This is a genomic window from Vibrio sp. VPAP30 (genome assembly GCF_001188205.1).
Taxonomy (GTDB): Bacteria; Pseudomonadota; Gammaproteobacteria; order Enterobacterales; family Vibrionaceae; genus Vibrio; species Vibrio bivalvicida.
The window spans coordinates 102,975-121,310 of sequence record NZ_LBLS01000016.1 but is presented as its reverse complement, the minus strand read 5'-3'; the positions used below and the strand labels follow the sequence as shown (position 1 = coordinate 121,310).

General features: G+C 46.2%; 20 protein-coding genes and 1 tRNA gene. 12 read left to right on the top strand and 9 right to left on the bottom strand.

Annotated features, from left to right (window positions below; translation table 11 throughout):
• Positions 1-3 precede the first annotated feature (3 nt).
• From flgH to flgB, 7 genes are read right to left on the bottom strand one after another with little or no spacing between them, the layout of a single operon-like run.
• Positions 4-693 (bottom strand): flagellar basal body L-ring protein FlgH, encoded by a 690-nt coding sequence (gene flgH / locus ZX61_RS04770; RefSeq protein ID WP_193395082.1) that lies wholly within the window; start codon positions 691-693, stop codon positions 4-6.
• 10 nt (positions 694-703) lie between these two features.
• Complete coding sequence (flgG, locus tag ZX61_RS04765; protein ID WP_049843565.1) at positions 704-1,489, bottom strand: flagellar basal-body rod protein FlgG; 786 nt, start codon at positions 1,487-1,489, stop codon at positions 704-706.
• Between the two features lie 22 nt (positions 1,490-1,511).
• On the bottom strand, positions 1,512-2,243 hold the full coding sequence (flgF, locus tag ZX61_RS04760) for a flagellar basal-body rod protein FlgF (RefSeq protein ID WP_049843564.1): 732 nt from the start codon (positions 2,241-2,243) through the stop codon (positions 1,512-1,514).
• Positions 2,244-2,254: 11 nt separating this feature from the next.
• On the bottom strand, positions 2,255-3,451 hold the full coding sequence (flgE, locus tag ZX61_RS04755) for a flagellar hook protein FlgE (RefSeq protein WP_049843563.1): 1,197 nt from the start codon (positions 3,449-3,451) through the stop codon (positions 2,255-2,257).
• Positions 3,452-3,476: 25 nt separating this feature from the next.
• Positions 3,477-4,157 (bottom strand): flagellar hook assembly protein FlgD, encoded by a 681-nt coding sequence (gene flgD / locus ZX61_RS04750; protein WP_049843562.1) that lies wholly within the window; start codon positions 4,155-4,157, stop codon positions 3,477-3,479.
• Entirely contained in the window at positions 4,157-4,591 is a 435-nt protein-coding gene (gene flgC, locus ZX61_RS04745) for a flagellar basal body rod protein FlgC (RefSeq protein ID WP_049843561.1), read from the bottom strand. Before flgC ends, flgD begins: the two co-directional genes overlap by 1 nt.
• Before the next feature lie 2 nt (positions 4,592-4,593).
• Positions 4,594-4,956: a flagellar basal body rod protein FlgB gene (gene flgB / locus ZX61_RS04740; RefSeq protein WP_049843560.1), complete on the bottom strand. Its 363-nt coding sequence runs from the start codon at positions 4,954-4,956 to the stop codon at positions 4,594-4,596.
• 224 nt (positions 4,957-5,180) lie between these two features.
• Here flgB and flgA point away from each other — a divergent pair, with 224 nt between their 5' ends.
• The 5 genes from flgA (at position 5,181) to ZX61_RS04715 (ending at position 7,746) form a co-directional block, all read left to right on the top strand.
• The gene (flgA, locus tag ZX61_RS04735; protein ID WP_235431292.1) at positions 5,181-5,831 is read left to right on the top strand and encodes a flagellar basal body P-ring formation chaperone FlgA; all 651 of its coding nucleotides are present in this window, start codon (positions 5,181-5,183) and stop codon (positions 5,829-5,831) included.
• 148 nt (positions 5,832-5,979) lie between these two features.
• On the top strand, positions 5,980-6,261 hold the full coding sequence (gene flgM / locus ZX61_RS04730; protein ID WP_049843558.1) for a flagellar biosynthesis anti-sigma factor FlgM: 282 nt from the start codon (positions 5,980-5,982) through the stop codon (positions 6,259-6,261).
• Between the two features lie 37 nt (positions 6,262-6,298).
• Positions 6,299-6,733: a flagellar protein FlgN gene (locus ZX61_RS04725; protein ID WP_049843557.1), complete on the top strand. Its 435-nt coding sequence runs from the start codon at positions 6,299-6,301 to the stop codon at positions 6,731-6,733.
• Positions 6,734-6,800: 67 nt separating this feature from the next.
• Complete coding sequence (locus tag ZX61_RS04720) at positions 6,801-7,433, top strand: lytic transglycosylase domain-containing protein (protein ID WP_150114960.1); 633 nt, start codon at positions 6,801-6,803, stop codon at positions 7,431-7,433.
• Positions 7,434-7,655: 222 nt separating this feature from the next.
• A tRNA-Ser gene (locus tag ZX61_RS04715) sits at positions 7,656-7,746 on the top strand.
• 160 nt (positions 7,747-7,906) lie between these two features.
• Here ZX61_RS04715 and ZX61_RS04710 read toward each other — a convergent pair.
• Entirely contained in the window at positions 7,907-8,389 is a 483-nt protein-coding gene (locus tag ZX61_RS04710; RefSeq protein WP_049843555.1) for an NUDIX domain-containing protein, read from the bottom strand.
• A gap of 10 nt (positions 8,390-8,399) precedes the next feature.
• The gene (locus ZX61_RS04705) at positions 8,400-9,323 is read right to left on the bottom strand and encodes a histone deacetylase family protein (protein WP_049843554.1); all 924 of its coding nucleotides are present in this window, start codon (positions 9,321-9,323) and stop codon (positions 8,400-8,402) included.
• Between the two features lie 564 nt (positions 9,324-9,887).
• On the opposite strand from ZX61_RS04705, the gene ZX61_RS04700 reads away from it, so the two are divergent.
• The 7 genes from ZX61_RS04700 to ZX61_RS04670 all read left to right on the top strand — a co-directional run bounded on the left by ZX61_RS04700 (position 9,888) and on the right by ZX61_RS04670 (position 18,236).
• Positions 9,888-11,216, top strand: a complete 1,329-nt coding sequence (locus tag ZX61_RS04700) for a carbohydrate porin (protein ID WP_049843553.1) — start codon at positions 9,888-9,890, stop codon at positions 11,214-11,216.
• Positions 11,217-11,576: 360 nt separating this feature from the next.
• Positions 11,577-12,572, top strand: a complete 996-nt coding sequence (locus tag ZX61_RS04695) for a LacI family DNA-binding transcriptional regulator (protein WP_049843552.1) — start codon at positions 11,577-11,579, stop codon at positions 12,570-12,572.
• Positions 12,573-12,596: 24 nt separating this feature from the next.
• The gene (locus ZX61_RS04690) at positions 12,597-13,841 is read left to right on the top strand and encodes an ABC transporter substrate-binding protein (protein ID WP_049843551.1); all 1,245 of its coding nucleotides are present in this window, start codon (positions 12,597-12,599) and stop codon (positions 13,839-13,841) included.
• A 62-nt stretch (positions 13,842-13,903) separates the two neighbouring features.
• Positions 13,904-14,893 (top strand): carbohydrate ABC transporter permease, encoded by a 990-nt coding sequence (locus tag ZX61_RS04685; protein ID WP_008077977.1) that lies wholly within the window; start codon positions 13,904-13,906, stop codon positions 14,891-14,893.
• 1 nt (position 14,894) lies between these two features.
• Positions 14,895-15,776, top strand: a complete 882-nt coding sequence (locus ZX61_RS04680; RefSeq protein WP_004748472.1) for a carbohydrate ABC transporter permease — start codon at positions 14,895-14,897, stop codon at positions 15,774-15,776.
• 16 nt (positions 15,777-15,792) lie between these two features.
• Entirely contained in the window at positions 15,793-17,142 is a 1,350-nt protein-coding gene (locus ZX61_RS04675; RefSeq protein WP_049843550.1) for a GH1 family beta-glucosidase, read from the top strand.
• Entirely contained in the window at positions 17,142-18,236 is a 1,095-nt protein-coding gene (locus ZX61_RS04670; protein ID WP_049843549.1) for an ABC transporter ATP-binding protein, read from the top strand. Before ZX61_RS04675 ends, ZX61_RS04670 begins: the two co-directional genes overlap by 1 nt.
• Positions 18,237-18,336 lie beyond the last annotated feature (100 nt).

Here is an 18,336-nt window from a genome sequence, read left to right as displayed (position 1 = left end):
TCATTAGAAAGGTACCCATGGGCTGTTGAAAAATTGTGTCAGCCAACCCGATGCATTACTGTCAGCAATAGCGCCACGCCCTGAGTAGGTGATCCGTGCGTCACCAATTCGCGAGGAGGGGACTTGATTGTTACGACTAACGTCATCAACTCGGACAATGCCGGTTAATCGAATAAACTCATCACCTTGATTAAGGCGTATCCACTTTTCACCGCTAATACGTAACACGCCATTAGGCAATACTTCGTGCACTGTTACCGTAATGGAGCCTTCAAGTTTGTTGCCTTGTGAACTCGACGCACTACCATCAAATGCGCGCTTTGCATCCACACTTGCCGCAAGTTCGTCAATGGTTTTTCCACCAACACTTGGTGCAGCAAATCCGACGCTCGAGGTTTTGCCATATTTGGTGTCGGCCTTTTTACTCGACTCCGTCTCTTCCGCTAGTAGCACAGTGAGCATATCGCCAACACGATACGCTCTTCTATCTTGGAACAAAGTCATTGAATACTGGTGACGATAAAGGCTGCCATTTTGAGCCTCTGGCAATGAATAGTCTAAAGCCGGCGGTGCGTACTTCTCTTCATCCGGTTCGGGAGGTAAAAACTCTGGCCTCCCCGCACAACCCGAAAGTAAAATAACCACTAGCGGCCAAGATTTTGCAAATGATGTCATTGCTTGTTCCTTTATCATCTCTCGGTTACTACATAGATTGCGCAACGAATTTCAGCATATCGTCTGCAGCTGACACCACTTTGGCATTCATTTCGTAAGCGCGTTGGGTTGTGATCATGTCGACCATCTCTTCCACAACCTGCACGTTAGAGCCTTCAAGCGAGCCTTGCTTGATACTGCCAACACCATCTTCTCCCGCGATTAATTCCTCGGCCTGACCACTCGCTTCCGTTTCGCGGAATAGGTTGCCACCTTGCGCCTCTAGGCCCGCAGGGTTAATAAATTTGGCTAAGGTAATTTGCCCAAGCTGTTGTGGCGCGGTACTGTCTGCTGTCGTGGTAGAAACAGTACCATCTACACCAACCGTCAACGAAAGGGCATTCTCAGGTATCTGAATCTGTGGCTCTAAAGGAAGCCCCTGGCTGTTGACCATTAGCCCTTCAGAATTCACATGAAATTGGCCATTTCGCGTATACATGATCTGTCCGTCAGAGTTTTCAATCTGGAAAAAGCCTTTACCCATGACGGCAAGGTCGAGTTCTTGGGCGGTATTTTGTGTGTTACCTTGAGTAAACACTTTTTGTGTTCCTACGACACGAACACCACTACCAAGCTGGATGCCAGCAGGCAGTTCATTAACTTCGTCAACCAAGGCTCCGGGTTGGCGCTGAATACTGTAAAATAGATCTTCAAATACCACTCGGTCACGTTTAAACCCAACCGTATTTACGTTAGCAAGGTTGTTTGAAATCGCGGTCATCTTGGTGTCTTGTGCCGCCATGCCGGTTTTACTTACCCACAATGCTGAATTCATTTTCTACTCCGTCAGACGTCGACTATCGCGACGACATTAATTTATTGCCAGCTTGAGCAAGCGTTTCGGCTGTTTTCATCATACGAACTTGCATCTCAAAATTTCTCGTTAGAGACATCACGTTTAACAACTCATCAATGGCCGAAACGTTGCTGCCTTCAATATGCTCCGGAGCCAATTGCACGGTTTGATCGGCCTCAAACGGATTACCATCGACACTATGCAATAGGCTATCGCTCTGTTTTTGCAGTTGCTGTGTCTGCGGTTTAACAAGCTTTAGCGTGCCTACTTCTAACTCAGCACCACCACCAGGTGGCACTACAGAGATTCGACCTCGCTCGCTAACCTCTACTTTTTGGTAATCGGGCAGCACAATCGGTCCGCCATCACCCAACACAGCAAAGCCGTTGATGCTCAACGCACCAAATGAATCAACTTTGATGTTGCCTGCTCGCGTATATGCTTCTTGCCCATCGGCGGTTTGTACCGCCAAATAACCTTCTCCCATCACAGCCACATCTAACGGACGACCGGTTTTTACGATGTCGCCTTCATCAAATCGGGTTGAAGCGGAGTTCGTCACCACCATAGTGCGGCCGTCAAAACCCGAGCCTTGCAACTGAATGCTGGACACTCGCTCCATATCAGCTCGAAACCCTGCGGTATCGGCGTTAGATAAGTTGTTCGAACGCACATGCTGAGCTTTTAAAACGCGGCTCGCACCAGAGGTTGCTGTAAATAACAAACTGTCCATGTCAGGCCCCGTTAAATCGCGTTAAATAGCGCCTGAGTCAGCTTATCGTTAGTCGATATTGTCTTGGCATTCGCTTGATAATTACGCTGCGCTGTCATCAGGTTGACCAACTCACTGGTCAAGTCGACATTCGAGCCTTCAAGAGCACCAGGGGTAAGATCACCCAATGTCCCTGTGCCCGGAACCCCCAAAATAGGTGCGCCAGAGCTAAAGCTTTGTGTCCAAGCCGTACCGCTCACTTTTGCTAGGCCTTGTGGGTTGGCAAAGTCTGCTAATATCACTTGCCCCTGAAGCTGAGACTGACCATTGGTGTAGGTGGCATAAACCATACCGTTGTCTTCGACACGCACACCAGCCAGTTCACCAGATGTATAACCATTCGGGTTGTTTGTGCTCACACCAAACGCCGCACCAAATTGAGTGCTACCCGCCAAATCAATATCAACGCTCATGGCATTAGCACCCGCGGCTGGGAAGGCCACATTGTAGCTCCCGGTTGGCGTAGCAAGCGTACCGTCAGCATTGAACGTCATGCCGACGGTTGCGGTTGGGGTAGCACTACCATCAACCTGAACGTTCACTTCCCAAGTATTGGCTGCCGTTTTGGTAAAGTATTGAGTAACAGTGTGTGCGTTACCCAACGAGTCGTACACCTTGGTGGTATAGGAAGAATTAAACGAGTCGGTATTATTTGGATTAAATGGATTTGCCACTTGGTCAACGACGGAGGCGCTCGCATCTAGGTTTGCGACAAACTCCATTTGGTCTGTCGCTTTTGCCGCTAACGACGAAGTTGAAATCTTGATGTCGCCTGTCGCCCCCGTCAGTAGGTTGTTATTACCATCTACGCTGTAACCTTGAAGTTTGCCACCCGTGTTACCTGTCACGAAGTTGTCTTTGTCCGTACCGAACACACCTGAGCGGGTATAGAGCAGTTGACCAGAAGTATCTTTAGTGACAAAAAAACCACTACCATTGATCGCAAGATCCATCGCACGACCCGTACCACTGACTGAGCCATTTTTGTCAAAGTTCTGAGATATAGAAGCGACTTCCACACCACCTGGCTGCATACCATTGTAGACAGCTGCAAACTCTGTTCGAGCCCCTTTGAATCCATAGGTTGATGCATTGGCAATGTTGTGGCTGATTGTGTTCAGCTCGGTATTGGTTGCATCTAAGCCGCTTAGGGCGATATTAAAACTCATAATTAACCTCTTTATTCCTTATTGGTTAAGCACCAAACTGAGTAATCTGGTAGAAAGGCACGCTACCGACACCTTCAATATTGACAAAGGCAGCTCCACCTGAACTTGGGATCCGGACTTGTTCCACTTTACCTGCAAGCAGTACATTGGGTTTCGTTTGACCTTCTTGTACTTCAACTGAGACAGAATAATTCCCAGGTTTCAGACCTAGCTTTACTGGGTCAATCGAAAAATCGACATCGCCCTTCGGATGCGCCCCCAAAGGTACTTTGGTTGCTTGTCCGAATTCGTCTTTGACCACTAAGGTGACTTGGCTAGAAGAGTGAGCGAGTTCAATCTTGCCGCTTTGAATGTTGTCATTAAGTTCAAACTCATTGCCCGACACATAGACCGTCTGGCCCACTAAACCTGCTGTCGATAGCACCTGCATATTGTCCAAAAGCACCATGCTGTTTTGCATCATACTGGACATGTTTTCTGTACTTTGAACTTGTGAGAACTGCGCTAATTGGCCGACATATTCCGTACCATCCAATGGATTAAGTGGATCTTGATTTTGGATTTGAGCCACCATCAAGCTGATAAATTCATTTTCAAGTGAAGAGGCGCTATTGGTATCTTGAGGGTTACCTGAAATCCCGAGGCTACTTGTGGCTGAGCCAACAGGTTTGTCATTGCTCAACGCGTTGTAAGGTGCAATACTCATTAGCCGCCCTGCCCTAATCTGAGTAATCCTTGCTGCATACTTTTTACATTGCCAAGGACTTCAACATTGGTTTCAAAACTGCGTGTTGCGGACATCATGTCTGCCATTTCCGAAACCACATCGATGTCGGGATAAAAGACGTACCCTTCATCATTAGCTAAAGGATTACTTGGCTCAAAGCGTTTCTCAGCTTTGCCAGCACTTTGCACCACATCAACAATCCGAACTTCAGCATTTGGGTAAACACCTTCACTCGTTGCCAACTGCGTTTTGCTGTATACCGTTGCAAAAACAGGTTTCAACGCTTTATAGGCATCATCCGGGTTAGCAGAGACCGCATCTGCATTTGCTAGGTTACTCGCGACGGTATTTAACCTGACGGTTTGGGCATTCATGGCCGAGCCCGCAATGGAATAAATGTCTGTAAATGACATAGTTAACGTCCCTCTATGACTTTCGCTAGGCCTTTGAACTTCATGTTCAGAAAAGTCAGGCTAGTTTGAAAATCCATGTTGTTTTGTGTGAATTTGCCTTGCTCAACACCAAGCTCAACGGTATTGCCATCCTTGCTGTTTTGGTAGGGAATCGAATACTGCGAGGAGATCTGTAATTTAGGTACAGATTTGCTCACGCCTTGTGGTGTCATTTGGTTCATTACGGTGGTAAAACTCAAGTCTTTCGCCAAGTACCCGGGGGTATCAACATTTGCTAGGTTACTAGCAAGGACTTTGGTACGCTGAACCCGAAAATTCAGCGCGTCAGGGTGAACGCCCAACGCATTTTCAAACGAGATAGCCATGTATCTTTCCTTACAGTCGGCTCGATTAAGGACTAATACAACAAGATACATGCCACAAAAATAACTTTAATTTATCAATGACTTATAAAAACAAAAGGAAAGCCAACTTCCGCTTTACGGAAGAGCTTGCATCTGTGGGAAACGCCTTTATTTCCTCCTGTGTTATGGGGGTTTTGGCCACTGTTTTTCTAGCCACACCAAGCGTGTATGCTGAAGAGCAATTTATGTCTGAAGAGACTATTCGCTCGGCCGTAAAGAGCCACCTTGCGCAAGCGGTATCAGCACGTGCTCAGCGTAATCAATGGCACAACTATCAGCTTAAAACGGCTATTCACGTCCCTAGCGCCGCACAGCATTTACCACTTTGTCCGACAGCTGTTGTGATCTCGGGTGTCGATAATAAAACGCTCCCAGTTGGAAACTTAAAGCGCTCGGTAAGTTGCGCGTCTCCATCTGCTGATTGGCGAATCAATGTCACCATCAAAGCCTCTCTCACTCTCGATGTTGTCGTCGCTAAATCAGGCATCAATCGCGATGAACCTATCTCTTCAGGCTTGATTCACATAGAACGACGAACGCTTAACAGGGAACAAGATTTTTTCACTCAGCCATCGCAAGTCATCAACAAAACTGCCAAGCGGCGCATTCGAACTGGCCAGATTTTAGACTCGCGTAAACTAAGTTCCCCTGCGCTAGTAGCAAAAGGTAATCAAGTGGTTATCACCGCGACAAAGGATGGGTTTAGTGCCCGAACAAAAGGCATCGCACTAGAGGAAGGGGACTACGGAGAGCAGATCGATGTGCAAAATAGTTCTTCGGGGAAAACCATTAAAGCGGTCGTGACTGGACTGAATCAAGTCCAAACTCAATTTTGATTTTTGGACTGAAGCTATCATTTTTCACATTCCACACTCGTAAATAGATTATAAATTCAGGTAGATATAAAAAGTTATCACTTGGATTTAATTTCTATCACGGAATAGTCGCATTAAACCTGTAACCACGATGATTAAGGACCACATCATGAAAATCGATAAAGTTGCGGGCGGACATGTCCCACAAACCAATTTCAATCAAGCATCTAAAAAGCCAGCTGAGACAACGACAAAACAGCCAGTAAGTGAAGCAATGATTAATGCCAATACTGCCGCTATCGACCAGGCTCAAGCCCAAATGGCATCACTTCCAGATGTCGACTTGGCCAAAGTAGAACAAGTCAGAAACGCTTTGGCCAAAGGTGAACTTACCCTAGACACCAAAGCCCTATCGCACGCGGTATTGCAATTCCATACTGGCCACGAGTAAACACTGTCGTATTCTGCGGCAATATTGAGGAATAACCATGACATCTGAAGCTTCTCGTCTTGTTCAAAACTTTGTTCGAAGCGTTGGAGAAGATATCGCGTTGTACCGCAAGCTCGCTCCGCTACTGCAGGATCAGAGAATGCTCTACCTGACCTTTGATGCAGAAAAACTCAATCAAAATATCAACACCCAGAAACCATTGATCGAAAAACTTAACGCCAACGCAAAGATGAGAAGCCAAGTGATGGACAAACTAGGTTTACCGTTAGAGCAGAGCAGTATAGAAAAGATATTCAATGCTCTACCTCAGTCAATTGCTCACAAAGTTCGTCACCAGTGGCAAACATTAGCGTCTCTTATTGAACAGTGCCAGCAACTCAACAGTGACAACGGGGCAAGTTCTGCCGCATTCCATGAGCTAATCAGCAGCCTGAAAGAACCGAGCCAACACACTTACACTGAACTTTTGTAGCGATATGGAGAAAGTGTTAGCACAGCTGCGCTGGTTAATCGGGCTGACCTTAATTTCTCTTACGCTAATGAATCCAGTTACTGTGCTTGCTACTTCGCATCCAGTTGATCTCGAGCAAGAGCTTAGCTTGTTATCACCCTATAAGCAGCAAATTCAAGCTAGGCTGAACGCTAACCAAGCCCTGATCCAAGACATATCGCATCAGCTTGAAAGTCAAAAACTGCCGAAACTCTTAGTCCTACTTCCTATGCTAGAGTCATCTTACAACCCCAACGCCGTTTCTGGTGCGAATGCCGCTGGTTTGTGGCAGCTTATCCCAGCAACCGCCAAGCGCTTTGGCTTAAATGTCAGCCAAAATAACGACCAACGCTTTGACCCCGCCGCTAGTACAGATGCAGCTATTAACTATCTAAGTTTTCTCTATAGTAAGTTCGGTGATTTAACACTAACTCTTGCCGCGTATAATGCGGGAGAAGGAAGGGTAGCCAGAGCAATTCAACGAGCCGGCAGCCAGCATTACTCTCACCTCACACTTCCGGCTGAAACCAGTCAGTACGTCAATCGATTTTACGCTTTACTTGAGCTGGTCGAATTGAATCATCTTACTAATGACTCAAATCATCGACTATTTCTGTTTGGACTGAAACACGCAACGCCTTTAATTGATTTGCATCCACTTCCCCCACTTATTGAGCTATAAGCGGAATTTAATTTTGTGGTTAGGCTAGATACCCACTCCAATCAACGTAACTATCGATTACAGAACAACATTTTTCTAGATGACTCGAATCCCCACTCAGATAAAAGCTTAAAAAACGCTCGCTTGTCTAGGTTTTTATAGCCAACCGCTCATAATTAAAGCAAACAGTAAAATTAGGGGTTTACAACTTTTCTCTAGCTCTATATTATTCGCTTCAACAACGGAGAGATGGCTGAGTGGTTGAAAGCACCGGTCTTGAAAACCGGCATACGTTAATAGCGTATCTAGGGTTCAAATCCCTATCTCTCCGCCACATTCAGAAAGCCCGCTAATTTTTTAGCGGGCTTTCTTCGTTTTAGCGCAAGTAAAGTTAATAGGGATTCATTAAATCCCTAGTTGAACGCAACTCGACTTTCAAACACGTCCCATAAGAAAGCTGCTCAGTAATCAGCGGCTTATCGTCTCAAATCATTCTAAAGATAATCGATATCTTCATTTTCACCCTGAACATAACTACCAAGGTGAGTTGAGAAGCGTTTGGTCTCAATCAATTCAACAAGCTTATCTTTGAGTTCTGCTGGATATATTCTTTTATCTGCTAGATCAGGGATTGGAACCCACTCAACGTCTTGAATGTAGCCTTCATCATTTAGTCCTGCTAAGTTCTCTAGATGAGGTGTCCCTAAAAACCCTTCAATTAAATAAAAGAACTCCGCGTGGTAGCGCTGTTTATGCGTTTCGAGAAACTCCCTAACGCAGATAAGCTCTCCAACTTGGACATCTATACCCGCCTCTTCTTTAAACTCACGAACCACACAGGCTTTCGAGCTTTGATCACTTGACTCCATACCACCACCGGGTGGAATCCAATACTCACCGGTAAAGTCTTTCACTTTAACAAGTAGCATTGCACCCTCTTTAATCAGTATCCCTGCGGCGCGAATTCGATGTTCCATCATTTATCCTTTAACTTTGGTAGCTGTTCAACGCGGCACGAATAAGCTGCATATGAATTGGGACAAGAGCCTGATGCTCACTGCGGTAGCCGCCACCAACCACACATGCAATTGACAAGTTCCTTCGTTTAGCAAGATCAAACATATATGCATCTCGCGTGTAGATAGCGTCACTAGAGATGTTCAAATACCCTAGCTCGTCATCTTCATGAATATCAACGCCTGCGTCATATAGAATGAGATCGGGCTGATGTAGATTAACTGCCATTTCAACCACCGAGGTGAACACCTCAAGAAACTCAACATCCCCCGTTTCTCTGCTTAACGGTACATCGAGATCAGAATCTGGCTTGCGCGCAGGGAAGTTCTTATCACAGTGAAAAGAGAGCGTAACTATCGCGTCCTCTTCTTCACACAGTGTTGCCGTGCCATCTCCATGATGAACATCGCTGTCAACAATCAAAACCTTATCTATCCCTTTAAGAGTCAGCGCCCTTTTGGCTGCCAACACTAGATCGTTCACTAAACAGAAGCCACTACCAAAATCCCTGTGCGCATGGTGATATCCGCCGCTTAAATGGATAGCGACACCATGCTTAACGGCCTGATGAACCGTTTCGCAGGTTCCACCAGCGGACGTCAACGTCCGAGCAATCAGTGTTTCGCTCCATGGAAAGCCGATTCGGCGCATCTTTGGCGCAGGTAGTTCACCTGACGTAAGAAGTTGTATGTAGTCAGGACAATGAACTTGACTCACTTCCACCTGCTCAACTGGGGCTGGCTGCACATATTGAAAAGTCTGCTGCCATTTAGGGTTAGCAGCTCGCTGCTGTTCAATTGCCTCAAACAGCAGCCGATACTTATTGATTGGATAGCGATGCCCTTCAGGCAGCGGCAACTCAGAATAGAGGGAATGGTAAATCAGAGGAATCATAACAACACAAAGTCCATAAGGTTGGATTCATGGTATCAGCTTGATTTGCGGTTGCAAAACAATCTAAATGATAATGATTACCAATACAATGTAAGGGCTCAGTTTGAATACTCGATACTACCTATTACTAGGGGTTGCGGCAGGAACTGTATCTGCCCTGTTTTTGTTCCTAGCAATGTTATTAAGCAGTTGGTTTTTGATACGAATGGTTCTTTCCTAACCGTATAGAGCGTCATAGATTGTAAGAATTTTACGTTCTATGAAAACTTTCATAATAGTGAAAGCATTCAAAGCAAGAGGCTTTTTTAGGCGCAAAGCATTTGAATGTAACGTGATATACCTTATAGAAAATCATGAAATGAAAGCGATTTCATTGAATTCATCGCCTTTGATAAATATAGATATCCAGTTGTTTTTAATATTAATACACGACTCACCATACTAGAGTGTAGTTTCATGACAGTCTCCTCCTAGGCGTGGTGTGAAGCGCTCAAACCTTTTCATCCATTTCATTTTTTAAGATTCCCAATAGAACAACAACACAATGTCATATAGGGAATTATCATGAAAAAACTTAAGCTATTGCCTATTTCAATTGCAGTGGCAGCTTCGCTTGCTTCCGTCACCTCTTTTGCTACTGAAACTGAACTACAGGCACTCGAACAACGCATTCAGGAACTGGAAAGCCGGATGCAGACTGATTATGTCAACGACCAGCAACCTGCTGTGCTAACTCCAGATATTGAAGTCCCTCTCGGCGTGGTCTTCTCTGGTTATGCTCGCTATGGCGCACATTACCAATCCGGTGACCAGAAGTATGTTCAGGTCGATGGATCATTTAATGGCTCTTCAGCGATTGGTCGTTTAGGCAACGAAGGCAACGGTGGAGAGTTCCAATTCGCAAAAGTGTTTCAAAGTGACAGCGGCGCTATCTGGGATGTTGTAGTGATGTTCGACCATTGGGGTGATGAGGTAAACATCAAAAAAGCCTACGCTGGTGCAACCAACGTATTTGAAAGCCAGCCTAACGCTTATGTATGGGCAGGGCGTGACTTCCACCAGCGTCCACAACAAGGCATTAATGATTACTTCTGGATGATGCACGATGGCCAAGGTGGCGGTATCAATAACCTAGAACTTGGCTCAATCAAACTTGATTTTGGCGTAGTCGGTGCCGTTGACAGCTGTAGCCCAACAATAGAACCAGGTGCTAATCCTTCTATCAATTGTACTGGTGGTGCGGGTACAGGCGACAGCGGCGCTTACGCTTTCACTTCTAAACTGCATGGCATCAATCTTGGCTTCGCCGACCTTGAACTGTACGCTAACTACGGATTTGATTCAGAAGCGATTGATGATGCAAAGAGCATTAATGCGTACCAACTAGGAGCAGTTTTCTCTCGCCCACATGACAATGGTTCTAACCGACTGGTACTAAGGTACTCTGATAACGCGGATAATGGTGTTTTCTGGAAAACCGATAATCTGACGACGCTCTATGCGAGCTTTGAAGGTAATTCTACTCTTGGTGAAAGTGCCGCTGTTGAGTACTTGCTTGCCTACCACGATTACTCTGTCGATGGCTCTTCTAAGGTCGAAGATGAGCGAACCAACTACAGTGCCGTCATTCGCCCTATGTACTTCTGGAATGATGTCCACTCGACTTGGTTGGAAGCGGGTTATCAAGTAGTCGACTATGCCAGAGCCTCTGATGACAACTCTGGTTGGAAAGTGACCCTTTCACAAAACATCGCCTTTGATTGGGGATCTGGTGCACGTCCAATGCTCCGCTTCTACGCAACAGCAGGCGAAGTCGACAATAAAGCAACCGCAACAACAACCGCTAAGCAAGATACCTTTAGCCTAGGCGCCATGTGGGAAGCTTGGTGGTAATCAGCACAATACTGTCCAACTATTTCGCTAGCAATCTAACAATATTCTGCTAGCCGCTTCAACTTAACTCCAAACCATTTGAGCCGCTTTTTAGCGGCTCTTTTTTTGTCGATAGCAAAACCTAGATCAATCATCTCAGCAATACATTTGTGCATCAAATAACCATTTCATGAAACAGTTTCATGAGGTAGATAGAAACTGCATACCGCTTCATCCTTTGAACAATAAGGCTTTTCAGGGCTTATTTGAGTGTGATTTTTCTCACATAGGCTTTAACTAAGATCTTTAATACTAAGCCTCGTGAAAGCGGTTTCGAAAACGTTCATGCGTTTATGTGAAAAGCAGTTGTAGAGGTAAGTTGTGGCAACCATAAAAGATGTTTCTGAGTATGCAGGCGTTTCTCAAGCGACAGTATCTCGCGTCATCAATGGCACGAGTCGAGTAAGCCATGACAAAAAGCTTAAGGTAGAGAAAGCCATTCAAGTTCTGGGCTACCGCCCAAACTCGATTGCACAAGCACTCGCATCTAGCCGCACTGGCAGCATTGGCATCATAGTCCCTGAGCTCGGTGGTCCGTTTTATTCTGGCATCCTGCATAGTATTGAAAAAAGGTTACGCCGTTTTGGCTACCACGTAATCGTCACTGCTGGCTCAAATACCGAACAGGGCCAGCGTGAGTCGGTGGAGTTTCTACTTGGGCGTCGAGTCGATGCAATGATTTTGCACACTCAGCACCTCTCAGATGACTACCTAACAGAGCTAGAAGCAAAAGGAGTGGCTTTGGTTTTGGTCAATCGTTTTGTACCAGAACTAGCGCAGAACTGTATCGAAATTGATAACGAATTAGGGGGCCAACTGGCAACCGAATATTTGTTGCGAATGGGGCATCGCGACATTGCATGTATTACCGGCCCTCTGGACAAATCAGATGCACGGGGGCGTCTGCAGGGTTACCGCAAAGCGATTGAAGAAGCGGGACTCCTGTTCGACGAAGCACTGATTTCAGAGGCCGGTTTTACCGAAGAGTCTGGCATAAGCGCAATGCGCAAGCTGCTCAAGCGTGAACGACCTTTTACCGCCGTTTTTGCCAGTAATGATCATATGGCGTTCGGCGCTTTTGAGGTATTGAAAGAGCACAACATTCAGGTCCCAGATCAAGTGTCACTGATTGGCTTCGATGACATTTTGTTTGCTCGTTATATTTCGCCGCCGCTTACAACCGTGAATTTTCCCATTGAGCAAATGAGTGCCGAAGCGGTTCAACTGGTTATTCAAATACTCAACAAAAACAAGCGAGATGTGAGCTTCAAACTGTCACCTACCCTAGTGCCTAGAAGCTCAGTAAAACAACTCTAAATAAAGTCATTTAAGGACAAGAAGATGAAACTAAAAACTTTGACGCTTGCCACTGTCACCGCACTTGGACTTGCTACGACAGTCAACGCCGCCGACTCAATTATTCGCTTTGACGGCTTCCCAGATTTCGATAGCAGCCTCAAGGTTCTGCTGCCTGACTTCGAAAAGGAGACAGGAATCAAGGTCGATTATCTGATGAACAATCATGGCGACCACCACACCAAACTGACCACTAACCTTGCGACAGGCTCAGGTGCAGGCGATGTTATTGTCGTTGATGTCGAAAAAATTGGCCCTTTTGTCGCTTCTGGCGGTTTAGTTAACCTATCTGAAAACTATGGTGCCGATAAGTTTGCCGAGAGTTTTGCTCCTTATGCTTGGGCGCAAGGTAAAGGTGCCGACGGTGATGTTTATGGTATGCCTGTCGACCTAGGCCCTGGGGTAATGTACTACCGCAGTGATGTGTTTGCTAAAGCGGGCATTGATGTAAACCAGGCGATCAAAGACTGGGATTCTTACATCAAAGCGGGTGAAGAGCTGAAGAAAAAAGACGTTTACCTGATTGCTTCTGCGGCCGACGTTGCCCAAGCGATTATCTTCACCACAGTGCCTGAAGGAGAAGGACTCTACTTCGATGCAGATGGTAACCCAGTGGTCACCTCTGAGCGCTTTGTGCATGCATTCGAAGTGGCAAAAGAGATCCGTGAAAAAGGCTTAGATGCGCGAATCTTAGCGTGGTCAAACGAATGGTATGAAGGTTTCCGTAATGGCACCTTTGCCACTCAGTTATCTGGTGCATGGCTGCTTGGTCACCTCAATAACTGGATCGCACCTGAAACCGCAGGTAACTGGGGCGTTTCTCACCTGCCAGATGGTATCTATGGTAGCTGGGGTGGATCTTTCCTCTCAATTCCAACTCAGTCAAAACACCAAGATGAAGCGTGGAAACTGATTGAATACATGACAACGCGTCGTGATATTCAGCTTAAGCACTTTGAAACCATTGCTGCATTCCCAGCCAACACCCAAACCTACGATGACGCTTTGTTCCAAGAGGAAGTCGAATTCCTCGGCGGTCAAAAAGCCCGTTTGCTGTTTGCTGATGTGGCGAAAAACATCAAGCCTGTTGCTCCGGCTAAAGGTGACCACGTTGCTCGCTCGATAATCTTAGAAAATGCTCTGATGGAAGTGCTTGATGAAGGTAAAGACATCAAAACTGCACTCAAAGAAGCAGAGCGCATGATTAAGCGTCGTACACGCAATCTTTAATTGGTTACATATTTGGTAAGAAAGGAAGGCGTACAGCGCCTTCCTGACTAGAGGTCGTTACTATGAATCATGCAGCGAGCAAGGTTATGGAAACATCACAACGCGAAAGCCTTTTTTCTCGCCTGAGTTTGAAAGCGCTTACACCGTATGGATTCCTACTGCCGTTTTTGATTATTTTCTCGGTATTTGGGATTTTCCCACTGCTTTTTTCTATCTATCTCTCTTTTCATGAGTGGAACCCGGTCGAAGGCCTTGGCGCTATGGACTATGTGGGGCTAGAGAACTACCACATTGCCCTAACCGACCCTTGGTTGTGGCGCTCATTAAAAAACACACTCTGGCTTGCGATTACGTCAGGTGTGGCACAGCACTTAGTCGCTCTGCCCGTTGCCTACATTTTGGTCTCGATGAGTGATCGTCTTCGCCACTGGCTAACATCCGCGTATTTTCTGCCGTTCATTACCTCGACGGTTGCAGCATCACTGATCTTTTTCAACATGTATTCGCCCAACTCAGGAATCATTAACCAAAGCTTGATGGCATTAGCGGATAGCTCTTTGTTTGGCTGGGCATTTGCTTGGGTAAATGACTACCAACCAATCCGTTGGCTTGATGACGCCACCATGGTGAAACCGTCTATCGCAATTATGGTGTTCTGGAAATACACCGGCTTCAACATTGTACTCTACACAACCGGTTTGATGACAATTCCAAAAGATATTCTTGAAGCCGCCCGTATGGATGGTGCTAACGCTTGGCGTCGATTCTGGAGCATTTCACTACCTATGATTCGTCCATTTATCTTCTTTGCAGTCACCATGACTATCATCGGCAACCTGCAACTGTTTGAAGAACCGTTCGTGTTAACACGTGGTACGGGTGGTACCGGCCAATCTGGCTTAACCATCTCAATGTACTTATACAAAGTAGGTTGGGAATGGCTTGAAATGGGCACCGCTTCAGCGATCTCTTGGCTGCTGTTTATGTTGATTGCTGGCTGTACCGCAATTCAATTCTTCTTCTTCGGTAAAAAAGGTCTGGGAGAGCAATAAGATGACGACAAACTCGATAACTTCTCCTCGCTGGCGACCAAGTGATCGTAGCCTAGAGATATTTACCAAGCTGCTGATGGCATTACTTGCTGTAGTCCTGATCGTTTCTGCGATTATGACCGTGTTCCCTTTCCTGTGGTCTGCACTGCTATCCACGCGTGATAGAACGGAGATCTTTGGCTCTGGGATCAGCTTCGCTATCGGCGACAGCTTAGCGGTTAACTACGCCAAGCTATTGGAAATAATGCCATTCTGGCAAGCGATGTTTAACTCAATCTACATCGCGTTTTTGGGCACTACGATTTCATTGCTGTTTTGTAGCATGGGTGGCTATGCGTTTGCTGTCTACAAGTTCAAAGGCAAAACCTTGCTGTTTGGTATGTTGGTCGGCTCGATGATGATCCCACCAGTGCTCAGTTTGATCCCCTACTTCATGATCGTCAAATTCCTTGGCTTGCTCGATAACCATCTAGCTGTGTGGCTGCCGTTTACCACTACACCATTTGGTATTTTCCTGATGCGACAGCATGTGGTTGCGTCAGTCCCAAAGGAGTTGTTAGAAGCGGCTAAGCTCGATGGAGCAGGCGAGTTTAGAACCTACTGGAGTGTTGTTCTACCACTGATGAAACCCGCTCTAGCAACACTTGCTATCGTTCAATTCGTTTTCTTCTGGAACATGTTTATGCAGCCTCTGGTTGTACTCACTACGCCAGAAAACTATGTCATTACCCAAGCGCTACGCAGCGTCCAAGGTATCCCAAATACCCCTTGGGGAGCGGTCATGCTAGGTACAACCATTTCGATTCTTCCACTGGTTGTCACTTATCTATTCGCGTCGAAACAAATGATTAGCGGCCTGACGTCAGGCGCTGTTAAAGGCTAAAAAGGTTTAAATAACAATGAATAAATTCCAACTTCCTACTGATTCTAAATTACGCAGCCCAGAATTCTTGTTTGGCGTCGCCACGTCTTCTTATCAGATTGAGGGTGGTGCTCAACTTGGTGGACGAAGCCCATCTATCTGGGACACCTTCTGCAATAAACCAGGTGCAGTAGATAACGCAGACAACGGCGATGTTGCCTGTGACCATTTCCATCTTTGGAAACAAGACATTGAGATGATTCAAGGGCTAGGTGTCGACGCATACCGACTGTCTATGGCATGGCCACGCATCATTCCTCAAGACGGTGTTGTCAATCAAGAAGGGCTAAAGTTCTATGAACAGATCATCGATGAATGTCACGCGCGGGGTTTAAAAGTCTTTGTCACCCTCTATCACTGGGACCTCCCTCAGTACCTTGAAGATAAAGGGGGCTGGCTGAACCGAGAAACCGCTTACAAATTTGAGCAGTACGCTAACATAGTCAGTGAGTACTTCGGCGATAAAATCGACTCCTACGCTACGCTTAACGAACCGTTTTGCTCTTCGTATCTAGGTTATCGTTGGGGAATCCATGCGCCGGGTATTAAGGGCGAACGCGAGGGCTTTTTGTCGGCTCACCACCTAATGCTAGCTCATGGCTTAGCGATTCCTCACATGCGTAAGAATGCCCCTAACGCCATGCATGGTTGTGTGTTCAATGCCACACCAGCATACCCATTAAACGATAGCGATGTGGCTGCTGCCGAGTATTCAGATGCAGAAGGTTTCCACTGGTTTATGGACCCAGTACTGAAAGGCGAATATCCGCAGTTAGTTCTTGAGCGTCAATCTCACAATATGCCGATGATCTTAGAGGGCGATCTCGACATTATCCGCACCGACTTGGACTTTATCGGTATTAACTTCTACACCCGCTGCGTAGTTCGCTTTGATGAAAATGGTGATATCAAAGACGTGCCTCAGTCAGAAAATGAACATACCTTTATCGGCTGGGAGATCTACCCACAAGCACTCACTGATCTACTACTCCGTCTTAACGACCGTTACGACAACCTGCCGCCACTTTACATCACTGAAAATGGGGCTGCAGGAGAAGACGATTGTATCAATGGTGAAGTGAATGACACCCAACGTGTTAACTATTTCCAAGCACACTTAGAAGCGGTGGACAGCGCTATTAAATCTGGTGTCAACGTACAAGGCTACTTCGCATGGAGCCTAATGGATAACTTCGAGTGGGCATTTGGTTACAAGCAGCGTTTCGGTATTGTGCACGTTGAGTATGAAACCCAAAAACGTACGCTAAAACAGAGCGCCATTGCTTACCGTAACATGCTACTTGAGCGACGAGAGGAGAATGTGTAATGGCTAAAGTTGAATTCAAAAACATTAAGAAGTCTTACGACGATGTCGAGGTAGTGAAACACTTCGATTTCACCGTCAACGATGGTGAGTTTGTGGTTTTCCTCGGTCCATCTGGTTGCGGCAAGTCAACCACGCTGCGCATGCTGGCTGGCCTAGAAAGCATCACTGCTGGCGAGATACTTGTTGGCGATAAGCTGATGAATAAAATCGATGCTAAAGATAGAGACTTAGCGATGGTATTCCAGAGCTATGCACTTTACCCACATATGACGGTATACGAAAATATCGCCTTTGCTCTCAAGCTCAAAGGCATGGCAAAAAGCCAGATTGATGTTGAAGTGCGTAAAGCAGCAAAAATGTTGGAACTAGAGCCACTTCTAGATCGCAAACCTAAAGAACTTTCTGGTGGACAGCGTCAGCGAGTTGCAATGGGTCGAGCTATGGTCCGTACACCTAAAGTATTCTTGTTTGATGAGCCACTTTCAAACTTAGATGCTAAGCTGCGTGGTACCATGCGCGAAGAGATCAAGCAGCTTCATCGAGAACTACAAACAACCACTATCTACGTCACCCATGACCAAATAGAAGCCATGACACTTGCTGATCGTATTGTCATTCTTAAAGATGGCTATGTCGCACAGGTGGGCACACCAACACAAGTGTTCCAGCAGCCTGCTAATAAGTTTGTTGCCCAGTTCATTGGTAACCCATCGATGAACATGCTTGACGCACAATTAGTTGGCGATGAAGGCAATTGGCAGATAGAGCTTGGTGATGTTCGCATCCCGCTTCCACAGCGTTTCCACGCGCATGCCTCTAAAAATCTGGCACTTCACTTCGGTGTTAGGCCAACGGATATCCATCTGCGTGCCGAACAGGTGGACCACGATCGAGTTTTGCCACTGCCGGTCAAGATCAAGGACAAAGAACTGCTAGGCGCAAGCATACTGCTAAAAACCGAAATTGCGGGGCAACCACTGATGGTAGAAACACAAGCGGCGGAAGTTGATGTCAGTGAACTGACTCTGTATCTCGATTTAGATGCGGTTCATCTGTTTGATGCCTTGAGTGAAAATTCACTGGCCACCTTCTAATAGCATGAGTAAGCCGATGCTCACTTAGCATCGGCTTATTAATAGACCTCTCACTTCCCTATCAGCTGTATTGAGCTCTGACTGGGTGTTTTCTATATTC